We start from the raw sequence: 17297 nt of genomic DNA, 5'->3' as shown, positions 1-17297 counted from the left end.
CTAGGAACAAGAAAAGCCCATCAGCTTTTCCCTAGCGCAAGAGCAAAGCTATGCTTTGCTTGAGCAAAAAGATAAAATAAGGGCTGATTAATCAGCCCTTATTTTTATAATAATGAAAAGCATTGTAAATATAGAAGATAATATTCTTGATTTAGAAAAAATTCTTTATAAAGAACAAAATCTTGAAGAGTTAAATAGCTTAATTCAAAAATTATTTTCTAGGATATTAAAAGCGTATCCTTATATAAAATTGCCAATGTTTTCTATAATTCCAACAAAGGATCTAGAATTTACTGTTTGGTATCAAAATCCAAATGCTATTACTGAGACCTTATTAATTAAGCAGAATAATTTCGAAGCATATATATGGAAAAGTTCTGATCAGAAATGGTATTTAGATGATTTGTATTCTGAACCGCATCAAATTGCCAAAAAAATAATAGAACGTATTCCTATGTTTCATTCTATTCCTGAAAATCCTAGAGAGGTAAAGTATCTATTGGAAATAGGGATAATACATTTTGATCCTAAATTCTTTCCAAAATTTTCTGAAATAAAACTTGAAGATACCCATGAGATTCTGACATGGGATGATCGTTTCTTATTGATAGGCACCCGACTCAATAACCTTAAAATCTATAGTCATGAAGAGTGGAAAGATTTGATTTATAGAGAAAACTACTATTTAGAGTAAGAGAATATTTTATGGCACTTGAACATAATTTTGTTTTATTAAATAAGAATAAGTACTCTTACGATGAATTTTGTGAGCTTGCTGGTAAGATTTATTATTTAAGTTTAGAGGAACACTCCTATTCGTAAGAAATGTCCCTCAACTTTAAGTCACCAATAACCCAATACTTTCCACCAAAGTCCGCCAATTACTACAAAAATAATGATATTAACCACGCCCATGACAAAGCCAGCTTTCCACCATTCACCAAGTGGGGTGTAGCCTGAGCCAAACACAACAGGGGAAGTTTCAGTCGCATAATGGGTTAATGTCATGAGGTTACTGCTATCATTAAAGCAAACAATATTGGCAGTGAACCGAGTGAAAGTTTCGCCGTACAAAGGACTGCAAACATTGCGGTAATATGTGCAGTTGTGCTAGCAAATATATAATGATTCAAAAATTCAAAATAACGAGTGGTTAGTACGAGTTTTCATTTCCAGGAAAAAGACGATTCTTTTAAAGTTAAGTATCTCTTAATTCAAGTGAAGATTGTTAAGTTTTATTTTAAAATTGTGGCTTTGAAAATGATATCAGAATTATAAATTCTCTATTATAGGTATCAGAGTAATAAATAGTATTTAGTATCGTTAATTTTAAAAAATTTCATAAATATATTTATTTAAATTAATATATCCTCATATTATTTTTTAGAAAATTTTAAAGATCAAAAAATAAATTATATATCTAGATTAAGCTATAAGTGGTATATAAATTATTAAATAAAATAATTTATATACATTGTTGGGTAAAAAATAGTCTTTCTGAGTTTTAATTTTTATTAAAAGTGTGAGTTGGTTCATAAGTTTATTTAAAAGTACTACATATATCATTTTTTAATTTGATCTATATAAAATTAAATATAGTACTAGAAGTTAACTGATGTTTTGTTTTAAAATAATTAAACGAACTTAAAAATAATTAAAAAAAATATAAGTATTTTATATAGGGAATTTGAGAATGTTAAAGACGGTAGTAGAATTTAAATTTAATGATTATCAACCAAATGAGCAAAAAATACACTCCAATGAAGGAGGTGTCTTAGTTCAAAAAACTGAAGATATTGCACAATATATTTTTAGTATATTGAAAAATAGATATCATTTAAATATCGAGCTATATAGTGAAAACTGGGGGTGGCAAATTGAGATTCCTTTGCCTGAAATAACCATGTATCTTGGAATCCGTGTCTATGAAGAATATAGCAATGGATTTACAATTTTTATTTCTCCAAATACACCTATTTTAAGAAAGTTTTTATTTAGAAAACTTGATATTACCCATCATATTATGGTACTGCAAAATTATATAAATATTATCTTAAAATCACACCCAGGGATCTATGATGTGTTGTGGTGGCAAGAAAATGAATTTCGATGTCTAGCAGCGATTTGAAGTGGGAAAAGTGAAAAATTTTAAATATTGAAGTGAGTGAAGGAAAATTTATTAAAGACTATATTGGTGAATAGAGGGCGAGAGCTTACTATATCTTCAATATCAAGTGGTCAGATCAATATGCAAAATTCAGCTTGGAAGGAATTGCGTAAGTTCTTCTATAATAATCTTCATAATCATGATTATGAAACTACGATAAGTAGATGTATTAATTATTTTTTAGTTGTTTTAATTGTTGGTAATGTCGCCGCTGTTCTATTAGAAACAGTAAATGATTTGTACACAAGTTATCATGCTTGGTTCGACTATTTTGAAGTTATTTCAATTGCAGTTTTTAGTATTGAATATTTATTAAGATTGTGGAGTGTTGCAGATAGGGATACGACACAATCTGCATGGAAAATTCGCTTGAACTGGATGAAAAGCGGGGAAGCAATTATTGATTTGATGGCAATTTTACCTGCTTATCTCAATTTCTTTGTACGAATTGATCTTCGTATGCTCAGAATATTACGGTTACTTCGCTTATTAAAATTGACACGGTATTTTATCTCCCTACAGATATTGTTATGTGTGATTAAACGTGAGAAAGGGTCTTTTCAGGCAGTTATCTTTATTTTAATTATTATGATTATTATGACTGCTTCAGGCATTTATGTGGTTGAAAATAAAGCTCAACCAGAAGCTTTTAGTTCAATCCCTAAATCTATGTGGTGGGCAGTGGTTACTTTAACTACAGTAGGTTATGGCGATGTGACCCCAGTCACCAGTTTAGGAAAGTTACTAGGCGCACTCATTACCATTTTGGGTGTTGGTATTGCAGCGTTACCTGCCGGTATTTTAGCATCTGGGCTTGCAAATGAACTTAATCAGCGTAATCAAAGACTAGAGCAAGAATTCCGTGAGTTACTTCAGGTACGAGGTATTGATATTTTACATGATGAAGTTGAAATTGAGCGGATCCGCCAAAAAGTAGGCCTGCCAAAAGAACAGGCGCATAATCTGATTATTCAAATTATGCGAGAAAAAGTATTAGAGCAAGAAGAGTCGGTTAGAGAGCAAAAATGTTATTGTCCTCACTGTGGCGGTAAGCTAACTGATTAGAAATAATAAGTTAGTATCTTCTTTGATTAAATTTTCTTACTTGCTTCCTCTACTGCAAATGCAATAAGTAAAATGATAAGACCACCGAGACTCAAAACAAAACCCACCCAGATTGGAGCGATCCAACCCATTTGATGACTGAGTACCCATCCACCTAGAAATGCACCTAATGCATTGGCCATATTAAAGGCAGAGTGATTGAGAGATGCTGCTAATGTTTGAGCATCTCCTGCTACATCCATTAGACGAGTTTGCAAAGCTCCGCCTAACCCCATTACAGTGAGACCAATCAAAAATAATGAGGCAATAGCAGTATAGATATTGCTCATTAAGAAACTGGCAACAACAAAAGCGATAGCTGAGCTAATGAGTACGCCTACAATCGTTTTGTTCAGGTTTTTATCTGCAAGCCATCCAGCTGCTAAGCCACCAATAACCATACCAGTACCCCAAATAGCTAAAGCGATAGGGACAATTTGGATATTCACTTGTGTATATTCAGTCAAAATAGGTGAGACATAGCTGTAAACAGAAAACATGCCTCCAAAACCGATGGCGCCTACCGCTAGTGTTAACCACATGTTGATATTTTTAAGGCCAGCTAATTCTGTTTTTATACTTGCTTTTGCTTGGACTGGGATATTAGGTACAAAGAAGCCAACAGCAATTAAAGTAAGAAAAGCAATGGTTGCTGAAAACTCAAAACCAGCTCTCCAGCCAAAATTTTGACCTAACCAAGTTGCCAGAGGTACACCAATCACAGTTGCAACTGTAAGACCCATCATCATTTGGGCAACAGCAGATGCTCTTCGCGATGGACCCGCTAGTTCAGCTGCAATTAATGCTCCGACTCCAAAATAAGCTCCGTGTGGTAAACCAGCAATGAAACGCGAGATTAAAACAGTTTCGGGGGTATGAGCTAAAGCGGTACAGGCATTTGCAATGCCATAAAAAAGCATTAAGCCGAGTAATAAATTTTTTCTAGGAACTTTGGCTCCAAGTATAGCGATGATGGGAGCACCAATCACTACCCCTAAAGCGTAGGCACTAATAAAGTGGCCAGCTTCTGGTACTGTAATTTTTAAGTTATTGGCAATTTCCTGAATCAGTCCCATTGCGACGAATTCGGTGGTTCCAATACAAAAACCACCTACAGCCAGTGAGAAAATTGCTAAAAAGAGTGAATAATGTTGATGTGCAGATAGAGGAGATTGCGGGGACGCCATAATAAATTAAGAAGAGACTCAAAAAAGGAAGTATAAGGGAAAAGAGTGCAGAATAATAAAAACAAAAATTAAGATCGCCGAGGCTAAGTACAAAAACAACCAGATAAGGGCGATCCAAACCATTTGGTTAAGAACTCAACCACTTTCTTTTTGAATAAAAGATCAGAGAATTTTAAACTTGAATATTAAATGGTAATAATAATGATTTTTATTTATGTATACTGTAGCTGCTATCTTTTGTCTGAAAACTTTCACCGTTGTGTACAACAGGATTTTGTAATAATGAATAAATTTTTAATACTTTCTCTTGCATTCGCATGTAGCTATAGCTTTGCTCATGAACCTTATGTAGCACCGTTAGCTTATAAAACTGAACAGACTCAAGTACCCGTAATTGCAGGTTATGCCGAAGAAGCATTAAATAGTGAATATGCTTTAAAGGATGCCAACCTTACCGTAATTACTCCTAAAAATGAGCTTAAGACCGTTAAGCCAGAAGCTTTACACAAGTCTGTAACTGTTTTTGATGTCGATTTGCCAGACGAGGGAACGTATATTCTTCAAACTCAAGCAAGTTATCCTTTAAGCTATGTGTATGACCAAAAAACATGGCATTTATTTTTTGATATGCCAGCTGATAAAGCCCCACCAAAAACAGAACGTGAATATTTGATCCCAGCTGACCTTAAAACAAAAACAATTAAAACAGAGCAAGTAACACGAGAGTGGACATTGCAAAGTTATCTTTCTAAAGGAAAAGTTTCAGATATTCAGCTTCCGAATACACCAATAAAAGTTAATTTTTCTGTACACCCAAACCTGATAAAAGCTGCTCAATCGATTAAGTTATCTGTAACTGAAAAAGGACAGCCTTTAGCTTATGCTGAAGTTAATTTAAGAGAAAAAGGCACAACCGATAAACAAGCACAGCCATTTAAGGCAGATAATAAAGGGCAAGTTGAGCTCAAATTTCCAAAAGCTGGTGAGTATTTATTGGAAGTAACAACACCCGTAGATTTAAAACTAAAGCCTAAAAATCAAAACTATACAATTGTTAGCTTAAATGTGTTGGCCCAATAACTTTTAGCGTTAATTAAAATTAGATCCAATACGGGTCTAATTTTAATTAGGGAGCAGAAATATATTCAATAACATAGGGAAGGGTTCTATCTCAATTTTAAAAATATAAGAATTCAACTAATAAAAAATAGTAAAATAAAATTCATGTTGAAGCTGACTAATTAATTTTGTGATAAGATGAATAGTATTCATTAGTAAGAATTTATCTAAAGTTGATCGATTTTTTGAAAAATAAAGATGAGATTAGAGCATTTATAGATAAATCTATTTTTCAAGCGTGGAACCATGTTAGAAATTCGTCATCTTAAAACCTTAGTTGCCTTGCGTGAACATGGTTCATTGGTCTCGGCAGCAAATGACCTTTGCTTAACGCCTTCTGCTATTTCTCATCAGTTAAAAGAATTAGACCATTGGTATGGGGTAGAGGTTGTTAATCGTCGTAGCAGACCTGTTAGTTTTTCTAATGTAGGGCAGCGCTTACTCAAGTTAGCCGATGACGTTTTGCCACAAATTCAGATTACTCACAGTGATATCACGCGTATTGTCCATGGGCAGACTGGCAGAATTATTTTTTCATCGGAATGCCACAGTTGTTTTGACTGGTTAATGCCGTTATTAAATCAATATCGACAGCAATATCCAGATGTTGACTTAGATTTTGCTTCAGGTTTTGAAGCAAATCCGCATGAACTTTTACAAAATGCAGAATTTGATTTGCTCATTACAGCAGATCCAATTGCATTAAAAGGAATTGAATATTTCCCAATTTTTGAATATGAATCACGTTTGGTATTATCAAACACGCATCCATTGGTACGTGCTGAAAATATTACAGTTCAAGAGTTAGCGGAAGAAGTTTTAATTACTTATCCAGTTGATAAGCATCGTTTAGATATTATGTCCAAACTTTTCATTCCTGCGAATATTCAGCCTAAACAAATAAGAACAACAGATTTAACTCAAATGCTTATTCAGCTTGTAGCAAGTGGTCGAGGCATTGCTGCATTGCCTGATTGGGTAGTGAATGAATATGAACAAAAGGGATGGGTCACAAGCCGCCGTTTAGATTGTGTTTCATCTACAGGCTTAAGACGAACTTTATATGCGGGCTATCGAACTGAAGAAAAAGAAAAAAGTTATTTTGAAGGTTTCTTGAAGCAATTGGAAAAGTTCTCTTTAAAACGAAACTCCTATTATTCTGGTTAAAGTAAATAATTTAGCCTAAGTATAAAAAGGTGCTTAATTGCACCTTTTTTAATATCGACACTTTATTTACCAATAAATAAGGAAAGTAAACCCGCTGCAATAAGAGGTCCGACTGGTACACCACGAAGTAAGGCCACGCCTGCAACTGTACCAATGAGTAAGCCTGCAACAACATCAGGCTGGCTTGACATCAGTTTTACTCCACGGCCGCCTAGCCAAGCGACTAACAAACCAATTGCGATAGCAACCAGCGATTTAATACTAATAAATGATTTTAAAATAGTCTCCCCACTGAGCTTTCCACTCGCAATGGGAGTGAGTACACCAATCGTTAAAATAAGAATTCCTAAATTAAGACCATGGGCTTGAATGTAAGGGAAGAACTCACTTAAAGGCGTGATTTTAACGACAATCAGTACACCCGCTGCAATGGTTACAGCCGCATTTTGACTTAATAAACCGCAGACGAGCAGAACTAGTAAAACAACTAAATTAACATCAAATTGGGCAAGCATGAGAAGCAGAAATGAAAGTAAATAAAATGGAATTGTATAATATTTAAGAGCCGTAATGTGAAAGCTTTAAAAGATACAGTCGATTTCAGATAGTATTTTTAATAAAAATTCATTGTATATCTCTCAATGATAAAGAGTTTTAGTTCTTGGTTACGCTTGGAAACAATGTTATATAAATTAACAAGTTAAAAGTTATGGTTTTAAAAAAATATGATATAAAAATAATCATTACTCATGAGTACAGGACATTTTTATGGATATTATAGATATCAAAATTAAAGATCAGTTTGATCAGATACATAATGCAAAAGCTCAACTAAAGAAAAATTTAGTTGAACATGAAAATGAATCTTTAAAATTAAGTCAGCGTATTGAGCATATTATTGTTGATAATGAAATTATTTTACCTACTACAGAATTGTTATTTGAAAGTGAGCAGAATGAAAATATTTATCGGGTCGTTGAAGAGTAGGGTGTGAATTGAATGAAGTAAATGCAAAGAGCTGCTCGTAGCGTTTAGTAAAAAGTGGAAACTACGTTAAAATGACGGCTTAGTTCTAATGAGAAAACTTCATGCTGCTGGAAAAAATTTTACAATCTCAAGGGTTTGGTTCACGTAAATATTGTCAGCAGTTAATAAAAAACGGATCTGTAAGTGTTGATGGAGAGGTTGCTGATGATCTAAAGAAGCAATTCTCTCCTGAAAATTTAGAGTTTTCTCTTTTTGGACAAACTTATCAATATAGAGAAAAAGTTTATATTGCTTTAAAAAAACCAAAAGGCTTTGAATGCTCACACCAACCTCAGCATCATCAAAGTGTTTTTAGTCTTTTACCTGACATTATGATTCATCGAGGTGTGCAGGCGATTGGTCGTTTAGATCAAGATACAACTGGTTTACTCTTAATTACCGATGATGGTAAATATCTTCAAGCTTTAACTCATCCTCGTAAACATGTTCCAAAGGTTTATCATGTTACGACTATAGACCCGGTCACGCCTGAGCAAATTGAAATGTTAGCTCAAGGGGTGAGCTTACATCAGGAAAAAGGTATTTTTGCTGCAACTGATGTAGAAATATTGGAAACTCATCAATTAACGATGACCATTCATCAAGGCGTTTATCACCAAGTCAAAAGAATGATTGCCGCTGTAGGAAACAAAGTAGAAGCGTTGCATCGCCATCAAATAGGGCAATTGGCTATACCTGAAATTGCAGAGGGAGAATGGATTTATTTATCTGAAGAGCAAAAACATCTCGCCCAAAATATTACTTAAGAAAGCAATGAAATGTTTGGAATTCACTGTCCCGAATAAAGCCCATTTGTTCATATAGGCGATGAGACTCATGGTTATTACTTTGAGTTTCTAAACTAATTCGCAAAGCATTTTCTTGTTTTGCAAATAAAATTGCTGTATCGATTAGCTGTTTAGCCGAACCTTGACGACGGAAAACGGGTGTAACATATACATCATCTAAAATATAGTAAGTTGAGCAAGCAACTGAAGAAAAACCTAAATAGAGTAAAATAAAACCTGTGATTTTATCGTCTTTAATATGAATGAAAAACACACTTTCTCTATTCTCAAAACGCTGCTTGAGAAAGTGAAGTGATTCTTTGAAATTAGAAGAGGCCCCATAAAATTGGCGGTATTCATCAAATAAAACGGCGAGTTGCTCTAAATCTTCAAAAGTCGCTCGTCTAACGATCATTTGGCACTCCTTGTAACTTATCATTATGTTTTTACAAAGAGAGCATAACGAAAAAAAGAGCTTTTTGACGTTAAAACTTGTTTATAAATGCAACAGTGTTAAATTTTGTCGCTTTCACCCAGAAGAGCATTTAGTTCTTCAAATAAATCTTCATGATCATCATCTTCAACTGAAGTTGATGAATTTTGGTTTAATGATGATACTTTCGCTTTTCTCAGCTTTAATAATTGTTCCATATTAATCGTCTGATTTTCAATTGCAAACGGAATGGATTTAGTTAATACGACCTGTTTAAAAAAAAGTCGTACCGCTTGGGCAGGGGTAATTCCCAATTGTTTAAAAACAGCAAACGCCTGTTTTTTCTCTTGGGAGTCCAGTCGAACCTGATAAACTTCTGTTTTTCGCATGAATAACAAAACCAAATGATTTTTAATTTTTAGAAATTTATTTTAAACCATTGCAATGTAATTTCAATGTTTTTCGGCATAAAATACAATCTTTTTGTCATTACGCTTACATTACAATGTCAGTTCAAACATGGAATTAAAAGACATTTCCTCTTTTGTTAGCGGATCTATAAATAAAATATGCTTAGCCAGAAGCTGCAATGGTTCTGAGAAATCATCTTCAGACTTGTGCTGAACCGTGGGATAAAATGGATCATTTTTAATCGGAATTTCTAAATAATTAAGATGTACACGAAGCTGGTGTTGCTTACCCGTAGTTGGCGTTAAACGGTATTTAGCCCAAGTCTGGTTGTGCTCAATAAGCTCAATATATGTTTGGCTATTTGCTTTAGCATTAGCCACAACTTGCATGGTGTAAAAAGGAGTACCTTTATCTAAATGCAAACATAGTGTTTGGGGGAGTTTTAATTCTTTTTTATAAGGAGCGATAGCGTGGTAAGTTTTATTGACTTGACGCTCTGCAAATAATTGTTGGTAAGCACCACGAGATTCAACCCGTTTGCAAAATAGAACAACCCCAGCAGTTTCACGGTCTAGTCTGTGTATGGGCGTTAAAAACTCATTACCTGTCTGTTTTTTAAGTCGAACTAATAATGTTTCTTGCACATATTGTCCAGTTGGACTAATTGTTAAAAAATGAGGTTTATCGACCACCAGTAAGTCATCATTTTCAAATAAAATTCGATGTTCGAAAGGAACATGGGGCTCATAGGCAAGAAATCGATAATAAAAAATATGCGTATTGCTTTGATATGGACTATCTAGTGTTAATTTTTGTCCATTTGCCTCATAAATAAGCCCATCTTGAAATCGTTGTTGCCACTCTTGTACTTTAATATGTTGAAAATGTTGGCATAGATACTCATAAATAGTTTGAGTATTTGTTTGTGCAGGAAGATAGACTTGGCTTGCGCTCACCCCATCAATCATGGGCGGTAGAAATTCGTTTGGACTAGACATAAAAAATGTAAATATGTAAGAGAATTGATATAAAAAAAGCCAACTTCTAGGGCTTGAGTAGGCTTTTAAGGCAGGGCAATGTTATCATATCGATTATTTTGAATCATGTTATGTGTGCTATGTCGTATTCATTGAAATTGGTCTTAAATCATGAAGAAGATACTGGGCGTCTAGCTCAAGCGTTGGCGCAACATGTTCAGTCGGGTGTGATTTATTTAATTGGAGATTTAGGTGCGGGTAAAACCACACTTACGCGCTATTTCTTACAGGCTTTAGGTCATAAAGGCTCGGTTAAAAGTCCAACCTATACGCTGGTTGAGCCGTATAAAATCAATGACAAAGAAATTTTTCATTTTGACTTATATCGTTTGAATGACCCTTATGAACTTGAATTAATGGGAATCCGTGATTATTTAGATGTCACAGACGCATTATTTTTATTTGAATGGCCATCAAAAGGTGGTGATGAAATTCCTCAGGCCGATATCATCATCGATATTCAAAAGTCAGAGGATGAGTTGAGTCGTTTTGTAACTTTAACTTTACCCACAGAACATTTGTATCAGACTTTGCAGGAACAGCTTCATGACTGATGAAAAGCTAACACAACGTCGTATCCATACACTAGACGCAGCGTTAGCCAACCAGATTGCTGCTGGTGAGGTGATTGAGCGTCCTTCATCTGTTGTTAAAGAATTATTAGAAAACTCTATTGATGCTGGTGCAACTGAGCTCATTGTACGGATCGCTCAAGGTGGTTCGACCCTCATAGAAATTATTGATAATGGGCATGGTATTCATTCTGAAGATTTGGCATTGGCCGTCATGCGCCATGCGACAAGTAAAATTAAAACTGCAGAAGATTTACACGCGATTGTAAGTTTGGGATTTCGCGGGGAGGCACTTGCTTCGATTGCCGCAGTTTCAAGATTGACATTGACCAGTAGCCAAGATGAAAGTGGTATTGGCCATCAGGTTGAAGTCAATGGCACAGCCTTTGATCATCAAGAAGTACAAGCTGTTGCTGCTCAAAAGGGAACTCACATACGTGTTCAGGACTTATTTTTTAATGTACCGGCACGCCGTAAATTTTTAAAGAAACCAACGACTGAATTTGGTCATATTGAAGAGATTGTTCGTCGTCTGGCTTTAACACATTTCGATATACGTTTTGTGCTTGAACATAATGATAATATTAGAATTAATTTACCTATAGCAGATAGCGGTGAATTACGTTTTCAGCGAGTACAGCAATTATTAGGTTCGCAATTTGTACAAAATGCATATTGGATGGATGCCGAAAGTATTAGCATGCGTTTATCGGGTTGGCTTGGCCATCCTTCAGATGCACGTGCGCAGGCTGATATGCAATATGTCTATGTAAATGGACGTATCGTCAAAGATAAAACGATTTCACATGCGCTACGTATGGCATATGACGGTATTTTACATGGACATCAACATTCATCTTATTTACTGTTTTTAGAAGTTGATCCTGAAAATATTGATGTGAATGTTCATCCTACAAAACATGAAATTCGGTTTTTAAATCAGAGAGAAGTGCATGAGTTTGTAAGGCATTATGCAAAAGAAACTCTGTCGCAATTTCAGACAGCGAACGCTGATTTAGCTCAAGCGATGAAAGTGGATGAAACCTCAGATTATTCTGTACAGCCTCAACCTAAATATCAGGAACAATTTACGCTGCATCGTGCAAATGAAGCTTTAAATCCAGATAATGAAGCGCGAGCTCAGAATGCACCGACAGAGCTATTAACTGATTTTAATGCTAGCCGCCCACAAACTGTTCATTATGCCGATCAAACGCCAAAATATAATGGATCTCCTCAGCTAAATAATGCGTTAAAGACATACTTGGCGCCACTGCGTGATCAGCCCGCTAACTTTTCCGTGAATGAAAATATTGAGCCAGTAACTAAGGTCGATGAATTTCCATTAGGCATCGCAATTGCCCAACTTCATGGAATTTATGTTTTAGCGCAAAATACAGAAGGGCTAATTATTGTTGATATGCATGCAGCGCATGAGCGAATTTTATTACAACAAATGAAAAATGCTTGGGACAAACCAGAGTTTTGGACGTCTCAGCAGTTGCTTATCCCTAAAGTCATTTCTATTAGCCGTATGCAGGCAGTGCGGGTGGAAGAGTTGAAACCTCAACTTGAGCGCTTAGGACTGGAAATTGATTTATATGGAGATGAGCAGATTATTGTTCGGGGAGTGCCAGCCATATTACAAAAAGCTGACTTTGAAAATCTTATTCCTGAACTTTTAAACGATTTAGATCCAAATGATGAAGCACAAGGATTACTTCAAAAAAGAGACGAGTTATTAGCTGGAATGGCATGCCATGGGGCAGTGCGTGCACATCGACAACTCAGTCTGTCTGAAATGAATGCTTTACTTCGCCAAATGGAACAAACCGAATTTGCCAGCCAATGTAACCATGGAAGGCCAACTTGGCGTGCATTTCCATTATCTCAATTAGATAAATTATTTGCTCGAGGAGAGTAGTTTTACATGTCAAATCAATTGCCCGTCATCAATTTAATGGGACCAACTGCGAGCGGGAAAACCGCTTTGGCATGTGAATTATATGAACGTGGAAATTTTGAGCTGATCTCTGTTGATTCTGCACTCGTTTATAAAGATATGGATATTGGTACTGCTAAGCCAACTCGTGAAGAACAAGCGCTATATCCTCATCATTTAATTGATATTATTACTCCTCTTGAAGTTTATTCAGCTGCTCAGTTTGTTGAAGATGCATGTAAGTTGATTGATGACATGCATTCACGTGGGAAAACTCCTATCTTAGTGGGAGGCACAATGTTGTACTTTAAGTCATTATTAGAAGGCCTATCGAGTAATTTACCAAGTGCAGATGCCCAAGTTAGAGCAGCAATTGAAGAAAAAGGTTTAAATGAAGGGTGGCAGGCTGTTTATGATGAGTTAGCTTCCGTTGATCCTGCTGCAGCTATAAAATTTAATGTGACTGATAAGCAAAGAATTATTCGAGCACTAGAGGTTTATAAGCTTACGGGTGAGCCAATTACTAAATTACAGGCTGAACAACCAAAAAACGTACCATATCGATACATATTTCATAATTATGCTTTACTTCCAGATCGGGTAGAATTACATCAACGCATTGAGCAAAGATTAAGCAAAATGTGGGAAATCGGTTTTTTGAGTGAAGTTGAAGCTCTAATTGAAAAATACGATTTAGATGAAAATTTACCCTCAATGCGTTCAGTGGGTTATCGACAAGCACTAGAATTTCTATTAAAAAGTGATATAAGTCTCAAAAGTAAACGTGAAATGGAGGATAAAGCTTTATTTGCAACACGACAACTTGCCAAACGTCAATATACGTGGTTACGTTCTTTGCAAGAAATACACGATTTTAAAACTTACTTGACGATAAAGCAGGCGAAAGAAGACTTGCGAAACTCTTATGGATAAAGCAAAATTTGCACACTGTCTTTTTATAATTTTTAGTTGAAAAATAAAGATAGTTTTTTTGCGCTGATTTAAAAAATTTTTTTGGAGTTAAAAATGTCTAAAGGTCAAACTTTACAAGATCCGTTCTTAAATTCTCTCCGTAAAGAACGTATCCCTGTTTCTATTTTCCTTGTGAACGGTATTAAATTACAGGGTCATATTGAATCATTTGACCAATATGTTGTTTTATTAAAAAATACTGTAAGTCAAATGGTATACAAACACGCGATTTCAACTGTTGTTCCAGCGCGTAACCCACGCCCAGCAGGCGCACAAGGTACCGGCTTCCCAGCACAAGGCGGCACTCAAGGTGGCTTTGGTGGTCAACCTACTGGTGGCTTCGGTGGCGGCGCTCAAGGCGGCTTCGGTGGCGCTCAAGGTGGCTTCGGTGGCGCTCAAGGCGGTTTCGGTGGTCAAGGCGGCTTCGGTGGTGCTCAAGGTGGCGGCTTCGGCGGTCAAGGCGGCTTCGGTGGTGCTCAAGGTGGCGGTTTCGGCGGTCAAGGCGGCTTCGGTGGTCATCAAGGTGGTTTTGACAACGACACTAAATTTGAAGATGGTCAAGAAGACGAAAATAATCGTTAATTGAAATCTAAAAAGAAACCAGTCAGATAATGACTGGTTTTTTTATGTTTATTTATAGGTGAATTCAAAATATTAAACTCATCAAAGGTCATGATTTGATCGTGGTGAATCATATATTTAAATAGATAGAGTTGTAAGTCATGTTATTGATATTGGCGGCTGCTTTAAGCAGCGTCTTGGTGTCTATTCTATTAAAAAATTTAAAGAAAAAAGGGTATCAACCACTACAGATGATTGCATGGAACTATGCAAGTGCAAGTCTATTTTGCTTTTGGTGGTTTAAACCTAATATTCAACAGGTTTCTATACAACATACACCTTGGTGGTTAATTGTTGCTTTAGGGGTAATTTTACCTTGTATATTCTTGTGTCTTGCTAAATCATTGGAGTATGCAGGAATTGTTAAAACGGAAATCGCACAACGTCTTTCTGTAGTACTTTCTTTATTAGCCGCTTATTTCTTTTTTCAAGAACAATTTAATACGTTAAAACTATGGGGTATAGGATTAGGTATTTTTGCAGTTTTACTGGTTTTATTTGGACAGCTAAGTTCCGCTTCAGGTCATCAATCTCGGAAATCAATTTTTGCTTTATTGAGCGTTTGGGTTGGCTATGCAGCAGTAGATATTTTATTAAAATACACAAGTAGTTTAGGTCTTCAATTTACACTTACTCTGAATCTTATTTTTATTACAGCTTTTATATTATCAATTTCATATTTATTTGTGCAGAAAACCCAAAAATGGCAGTTTAAAAGTGCTATAGCTGGGTTGGTGTTGGGGGTACTGAATTTCTCAAATATTGCTTTATATGTGAAAGCTCATATTCTTTTAAAGGATTCGCCCGCAATTGTTTTTGCAAGTATGAACATTCTTGTTGTGCTATTAGGAATTGCAAGTGGAATAATTTTATATAAAGAAAAATTAAAATGGCCTACCACCTTAGGTATTTTATTTGGGATAAGTGGCGTGATTTGTTTAGCTAAGGCAATGGCTTTATAGTTCAAGAGAGTTGAATCTCTTGAACTATTCTAATTTTATAAATAGGTAAAAATAACTTCATCTGGTAGGCGTGATTTAGGTAGTTTGGCATTAAAATCGTTTTCACTGCGATAACCTAGGGAAACAATGACTGAACTACGTAAGCCTTTCTCAGTTAAACCTAACTCAGTATTTAAAATCTCTTCATCAAAGCCACCCATGGGGGTTGCATCAATTCCTTCTAAACCCGCAGCAAAAAGAAGTTGCCCAAGAGCAATGAATGTTTGATTTTCCATCCATCCAAATAAATTTTTCTGCTCATTTCGATAGAACTCAACATACCCATGGCGAGTATCTTTTTGGCCTAATTTAGCTTTTTCATCTTTAAAACGACCACTTAAGTCATCTTGCTCAAGTAATTGATTTAAGTATTCAGATGAAATATCTGTTTTTGTGCAAAATACAAGTGTGTGTGATGACTCAAGTACTTTAGGACCATTGTAAGCATATTTACCTGTTAAGGCTTTCGCTATTCTTTCTTTAGCTGCAAGGTTATCCGCAACGAAAAAGTGCCAAGGCTGTATATTCACTGAAGAAGGTGAAAAACGTAAAATTTCTAATAATTTATTAATTTTTTCTTGAGGAATTTTCTTTTCAGAATCATACGCTTTTGTTGTATAGCGACTTTTAACAGAATTCAATAGGTCCATAGGTCTACTCCATATCAATCTTATGGCAATTGAGAGAATTTAATCTTTGTCATCATACGCTATTTTATTCAAAAACATTTCCTATGTAATTTGATAAAGAAATATAATGCTCATATAAAGTTTTAGTAATCTATTGAAAATGATTGATTTAATGCCACCTGAGGCAAAGAGTAAGTTGCGAGAAACTAGAATTGTTAAAGCCTTTATCATTCTTATATTTGTATTGAGTCTGCTTATTTTATATATTGAGTATCACGATCATGCACATATAAGCTGGAAATTTATATTTATTGCCAGCATGTGTGTGATTTACGATTCTGATTTAAATAAAAAAATTAAAGAATTGAAAGTTCAAATAAAAAGTGTCTAATTTCTAGCTAATAATTCCAGACAATCAATTCGAGCTGTTGCGTATTTGAAGATGGATCAATTTCTAAAATATAAGCCTGATCTTCACGCCAATCGCCAAGTACAATTCGTTGTTTAGCTTGCACCTGATGAATCGAGGGGCGGTGAGTATGCCCATGAATCAGTGTTTCTACATTTGCTAAAGCGGAAATAACGGCTTGCTCATTCACATCCATAATTTCATAGCTTTTTTGCTGTTTATCAGCGGAGCTTCTTTTGCGGAAGCCATTAACCAACTTAGTGCGAAAACTCAGTGGGGTACGGCGTAAAAGAGCAACTAAGAGAGGATTTCGGATAATCTTTTTAAATCTTTGATAGGAAACGTCATCTGTACATAATGCATCGCCGTGTTCTAGACGATATTGATGTCCTGCAATATTGAAGAAATAAATGTCAGGTAGTAAGACGCCATTAAATTTATTGAGGAAAACTTGATTAAGCGCAAAATCACGGTTACCGACTTGAAAGTAAACCCGATTCCCTTTTTGGTTAAAGACTTTTAAAGCTTCAACAATTTCATCAAGCCATGGTGCTGAATAGTCATCTCCAATCCAGGCATTAAACCAATCGCCTAAGATGTAGAGTTGAGTATTTCTATCTTGGTAATGCACCAATAAGTCTAAAAACCCTCGAACGAGTCGAGGGTGTTCAGGTGACAAATGTAAATCTGAGATAAACAGATAAGTCACAGC

20 protein-coding genes and 1 pseudogene are annotated in these 17297 nt (G+C 35.4%); 13 read left to right on the top strand and 8 right to left on the bottom strand.

From position 1 onward, the window contains the following. Nucleotides 1-112: 112 nt before the first annotated feature. A complete protein-coding gene (locus tag KTH84_RS05420) occupies nt 113-694 on the top strand; it encodes a hypothetical protein (RefSeq protein ID WP_262472350.1) in 582 nt (193 codons plus the stop codon). Nucleotides 695-843: 149 nt separating this feature from the next. Here KTH84_RS05420 and KTH84_RS05415 read toward each other — a convergent pair. Further along, nucleotides 844-1127 (bottom strand): annotated as a pseudogene (locus KTH84_RS05415) (anion permease); the annotation flags it as partial. A gap of 566 nt (nt 1128-1693) precedes the next feature. Between KTH84_RS05415 and KTH84_RS05410 the strand changes: the two are divergent. Further along, the gene (locus KTH84_RS05410; protein ID WP_262472349.1) at nt 1694-2128 is read left to right on the top strand and encodes a hypothetical protein; all 435 of its coding nucleotides are present in this window, start codon (nt 1694-1696) and stop codon (nt 2126-2128) included. A 120-nt stretch (nt 2129-2248) separates the two neighbouring features. Next, on the top strand, nt 2249-3232 hold the full coding sequence (locus tag KTH84_RS05405) for an ion transporter (RefSeq protein ID WP_262472348.1): 984 nt from the start codon (nt 2249-2251) through the stop codon (nt 3230-3232). 26 nt (nt 3233-3258) lie between these two features. Here the strand turns inward: KTH84_RS05405 and KTH84_RS05400 are convergent, their stop codons facing one another. Continuing rightward, nucleotides 3259-4458: an MFS transporter gene (locus KTH84_RS05400; protein WP_262472347.1), complete on the bottom strand. Its 1200-nt coding sequence runs from the start codon at nt 4456-4458 to the stop codon at nt 3259-3261. A gap of 282 nt (nt 4459-4740) precedes the next feature. Between KTH84_RS05400 and KTH84_RS05395 the strand changes: the two genes are divergently transcribed. Together KTH84_RS05395 and KTH84_RS05390 are read left to right on the top strand one after the other, a co-directional pair. Then, nucleotides 4741-5538: a DUF4198 domain-containing protein gene (locus KTH84_RS05395; RefSeq protein WP_262472346.1), complete on the top strand. Its 798-nt coding sequence runs from the start codon at nt 4741-4743 to the stop codon at nt 5536-5538. Between the two features lie 285 nt (nt 5539-5823). After that, on the top strand, nt 5824-6744 hold the full coding sequence (locus KTH84_RS05390; protein ID WP_042897004.1) for a LysR family transcriptional regulator: 921 nt from the start codon (nt 5824-5826) through the stop codon (nt 6742-6744). A 62-nt stretch (nt 6745-6806) separates the two neighbouring features. On the opposite strand, the gene KTH84_RS05385 is transcribed toward KTH84_RS05390, so the two are convergent. After that, nucleotides 6807-7259: a DUF441 domain-containing protein gene (locus tag KTH84_RS05385; protein ID WP_042897001.1), complete on the bottom strand. Its 453-nt coding sequence runs from the start codon at nt 7257-7259 to the stop codon at nt 6807-6809. Between the two features lie 253 nt (nt 7260-7512). Between KTH84_RS05385 and KTH84_RS05380 the strand changes: the two genes are divergently transcribed. Both KTH84_RS05380 and KTH84_RS05375 read left to right on the top strand, forming a co-directional pair. Next, nucleotides 7513-7731 carry a hypothetical protein gene (locus tag KTH84_RS05380; RefSeq protein WP_202741727.1) on the top strand — a complete coding sequence of 73 codons (219 nt, stop codon included), beginning with the start codon at nt 7513-7515 and terminating at the stop codon, nt 7729-7731. A 101-nt stretch (nt 7732-7832) separates the two neighbouring features. Continuing rightward, nucleotides 7833-8537: a pseudouridine synthase gene (locus KTH84_RS05375; RefSeq protein WP_262472344.1), complete on the top strand. Its 705-nt coding sequence runs from the start codon at nt 7833-7835 to the stop codon at nt 8535-8537. Here KTH84_RS05375 and KTH84_RS05370 read toward each other — a convergent pair. From KTH84_RS05370 to KTH84_RS05360, 3 genes are all read right to left on the bottom strand, one after another. Then, on the bottom strand, nt 8530-8973 hold the full coding sequence (locus KTH84_RS05370) for a GNAT family N-acetyltransferase (protein WP_042896999.1): 444 nt from the start codon (nt 8971-8973) through the stop codon (nt 8530-8532). The genes KTH84_RS05375 and KTH84_RS05370 overlap by 8 nt on opposite strands. Nucleotides 8974-9071: 98 nt before the next feature. After that, the gene (locus tag KTH84_RS05365) at nt 9072-9380 is read right to left on the bottom strand and encodes a type II toxin-antitoxin system RelB/DinJ family antitoxin (protein ID WP_262472342.1); all 309 of its coding nucleotides are present in this window, start codon (nt 9378-9380) and stop codon (nt 9072-9074) included. A 111-nt stretch (nt 9381-9491) separates the two neighbouring features. Next, nucleotides 9492-10400, bottom strand: coding sequence for a pseudouridine synthase (locus tag KTH84_RS05360; protein WP_262472340.1), 909 nt, complete (start codon nt 10398-10400; stop codon nt 9492-9494). Between the two features lie 119 nt (nt 10401-10519). Here KTH84_RS05360 and tsaE point away from each other — a divergent pair, with 119 nt between their 5' ends. From tsaE to KTH84_RS05335, 5 genes are all read left to right on the top strand, one after another. Beyond that, nucleotides 10520-10993, top strand: coding sequence for a tRNA (adenosine(37)-N6)-threonylcarbamoyltransferase complex ATPase subunit type 1 TsaE (gene tsaE / locus KTH84_RS05355; RefSeq protein WP_133972824.1), 474 nt, complete (start codon nt 10520-10522; stop codon nt 10991-10993). Continuing rightward, nucleotides 10986-12935, top strand: a complete 1950-nt coding sequence (gene mutL, locus KTH84_RS05350; RefSeq protein ID WP_262472338.1) for a DNA mismatch repair endonuclease MutL — start codon at nt 10986-10988, stop codon at nt 12933-12935. The genes tsaE and mutL overlap by 8 nt, the downstream gene beginning before the upstream one ends. 6 nt (nt 12936-12941) lie before the next feature. Then, nucleotides 12942-13886: a tRNA (adenosine(37)-N6)-dimethylallyltransferase MiaA gene (gene miaA, locus KTH84_RS05345; protein WP_262472337.1), complete on the top strand. Its 945-nt coding sequence runs from the start codon at nt 12942-12944 to the stop codon at nt 13884-13886. Between the two features lie 93 nt (nt 13887-13979). After that, nucleotides 13980-14507: an RNA chaperone Hfq gene (hfq, locus tag KTH84_RS05340; RefSeq protein ID WP_197730998.1), complete on the top strand. Its 528-nt coding sequence runs from the start codon at nt 13980-13982 to the stop codon at nt 14505-14507. A 140-nt stretch (nt 14508-14647) separates the two neighbouring features. Then, nucleotides 14648-15508 (top strand): DMT family transporter, encoded by an 861-nt coding sequence (locus tag KTH84_RS05335; protein WP_262472336.1) that lies wholly within the window; start codon nt 14648-14650, stop codon nt 15506-15508. 35 nt (nt 15509-15543) lie between these two features. On the opposite strand, the gene nfsB is transcribed toward KTH84_RS05335, so the two are convergent. After that, on the bottom strand, nt 15544-16197 hold the full coding sequence (gene nfsB / locus KTH84_RS05330) for an oxygen-insensitive NAD(P)H nitroreductase (RefSeq protein ID WP_202741737.1): 654 nt from the start codon (nt 16195-16197) through the stop codon (nt 15544-15546). A gap of 139 nt (nt 16198-16336) precedes the next feature. Between nfsB and KTH84_RS05325 the strand changes: the two genes are divergently transcribed. Next, entirely contained in the window at nt 16337-16567 is a 231-nt protein-coding gene (locus tag KTH84_RS05325; protein ID WP_227574822.1) for a hypothetical protein, read from the top strand. Nucleotides 16568-16574: 7 nt separating this feature from the next. On the opposite strand, the gene KTH84_RS05320 is transcribed toward KTH84_RS05325, so the two are convergent. Then, the gene (locus KTH84_RS05320; RefSeq protein WP_262472333.1) at nt 16575-17294 is read right to left on the bottom strand and encodes a UDP-2,3-diacylglucosamine diphosphatase; all 720 of its coding nucleotides are present in this window, start codon (nt 17292-17294) and stop codon (nt 16575-16577) included. Between the last annotated feature and the right edge of the window lie 3 nt (nt 17295-17297).

Source organism: Acinetobacter sp. WU_MDCI_Abxb74 (assembly GCF_025513915.1).
GTDB lineage: Bacteria > Pseudomonadota > Gammaproteobacteria > Pseudomonadales > Moraxellaceae > Acinetobacter > Acinetobacter calcoaceticus_C.
Note: the sequence above shows the minus strand (reverse complement) of the source record. Positions and strands in the feature narration are given on the sequence as shown.

Bases quoted from the DNA above. Each gene is read 5' to 3' on its own strand.
- KTH84_RS05420 (WP_262472350.1), top strand. From the start codon at position 113: ATGAAAAGCATTGTAAATATAGAAGATAATATTCTTGATTTAGAAAAA.
- KTH84_RS05410 (WP_262472349.1), top strand. From the start codon at position 1,694: ATGTTAAAGACGGTAGTAGAATTTAAATTTAATGATTATCAACCAAAT.
- KTH84_RS05405 (WP_262472348.1), top strand. From the start codon at position 2,249: ATGCAAAATTCAGCTTGGAAGGAATTGCGTAAGTTCTTCTATAATAAT.
- KTH84_RS05400 (WP_262472347.1), bottom strand. From the start codon at position 4,458: ATGGCGTCCCCGCAATCTCCTCTATCTGCACATCAACATTATTCACTC.
- KTH84_RS05395 (WP_262472346.1), top strand. From the start codon at position 4,741: ATGAATAAATTTTTAATACTTTCTCTTGCATTCGCATGTAGCTATAGC.
- KTH84_RS05390 (WP_042897004.1), top strand. From the start codon at position 5,824: ATGTTAGAAATTCGTCATCTTAAAACCTTAGTTGCCTTGCGTGAACAT.
- KTH84_RS05385 (WP_042897001.1), bottom strand. From the start codon at position 7,259: ATGCTTGCCCAATTTGATGTTAATTTAGTTGTTTTACTAGTTCTGCTC.
- KTH84_RS05380 (WP_202741727.1), top strand. From the start codon at position 7,513: ATGGATATTATAGATATCAAAATTAAAGATCAGTTTGATCAGATACAT.
- KTH84_RS05375 (WP_262472344.1), top strand. From the start codon at position 7,833: ATGCTGCTGGAAAAAATTTTACAATCTCAAGGGTTTGGTTCACGTAAA.
- KTH84_RS05370 (WP_042896999.1), bottom strand. From the start codon at position 8,973: ATGATCGTTAGACGAGCGACTTTTGAAGATTTAGAGCAACTCGCCGTT.
- KTH84_RS05365 (WP_262472342.1), bottom strand. From the start codon at position 9,380: ATGCGAAAAACAGAAGTTTATCAGGTTCGACTGGACTCCCAAGAGAAA.
- KTH84_RS05360 (WP_262472340.1), bottom strand. From the start codon at position 10,400: ATGTCTAGTCCAAACGAATTTCTACCGCCCATGATTGATGGGGTGAGC.
- tsaE (WP_133972824.1), top strand. From the start codon at position 10,520: ATGTCGTATTCATTGAAATTGGTCTTAAATCATGAAGAAGATACTGGG.
- mutL (WP_262472338.1), top strand. From the start codon at position 10,986: ATGACTGATGAAAAGCTAACACAACGTCGTATCCATACACTAGACGCA.
- miaA (WP_262472337.1), top strand. From the start codon at position 12,942: ATGTCAAATCAATTGCCCGTCATCAATTTAATGGGACCAACTGCGAGC.
- hfq (WP_197730998.1), top strand. From the start codon at position 13,980: ATGTCTAAAGGTCAAACTTTACAAGATCCGTTCTTAAATTCTCTCCGT.
- KTH84_RS05335 (WP_262472336.1), top strand. From the start codon at position 14,648: ATGTTATTGATATTGGCGGCTGCTTTAAGCAGCGTCTTGGTGTCTATT.
- nfsB (WP_202741737.1), bottom strand. From the start codon at position 16,197: ATGGACCTATTGAATTCTGTTAAAAGTCGCTATACAACAAAAGCGTAT.
- KTH84_RS05325 (WP_227574822.1), top strand. From the start codon at position 16,337: ATGATTGATTTAATGCCACCTGAGGCAAAGAGTAAGTTGCGAGAAACT.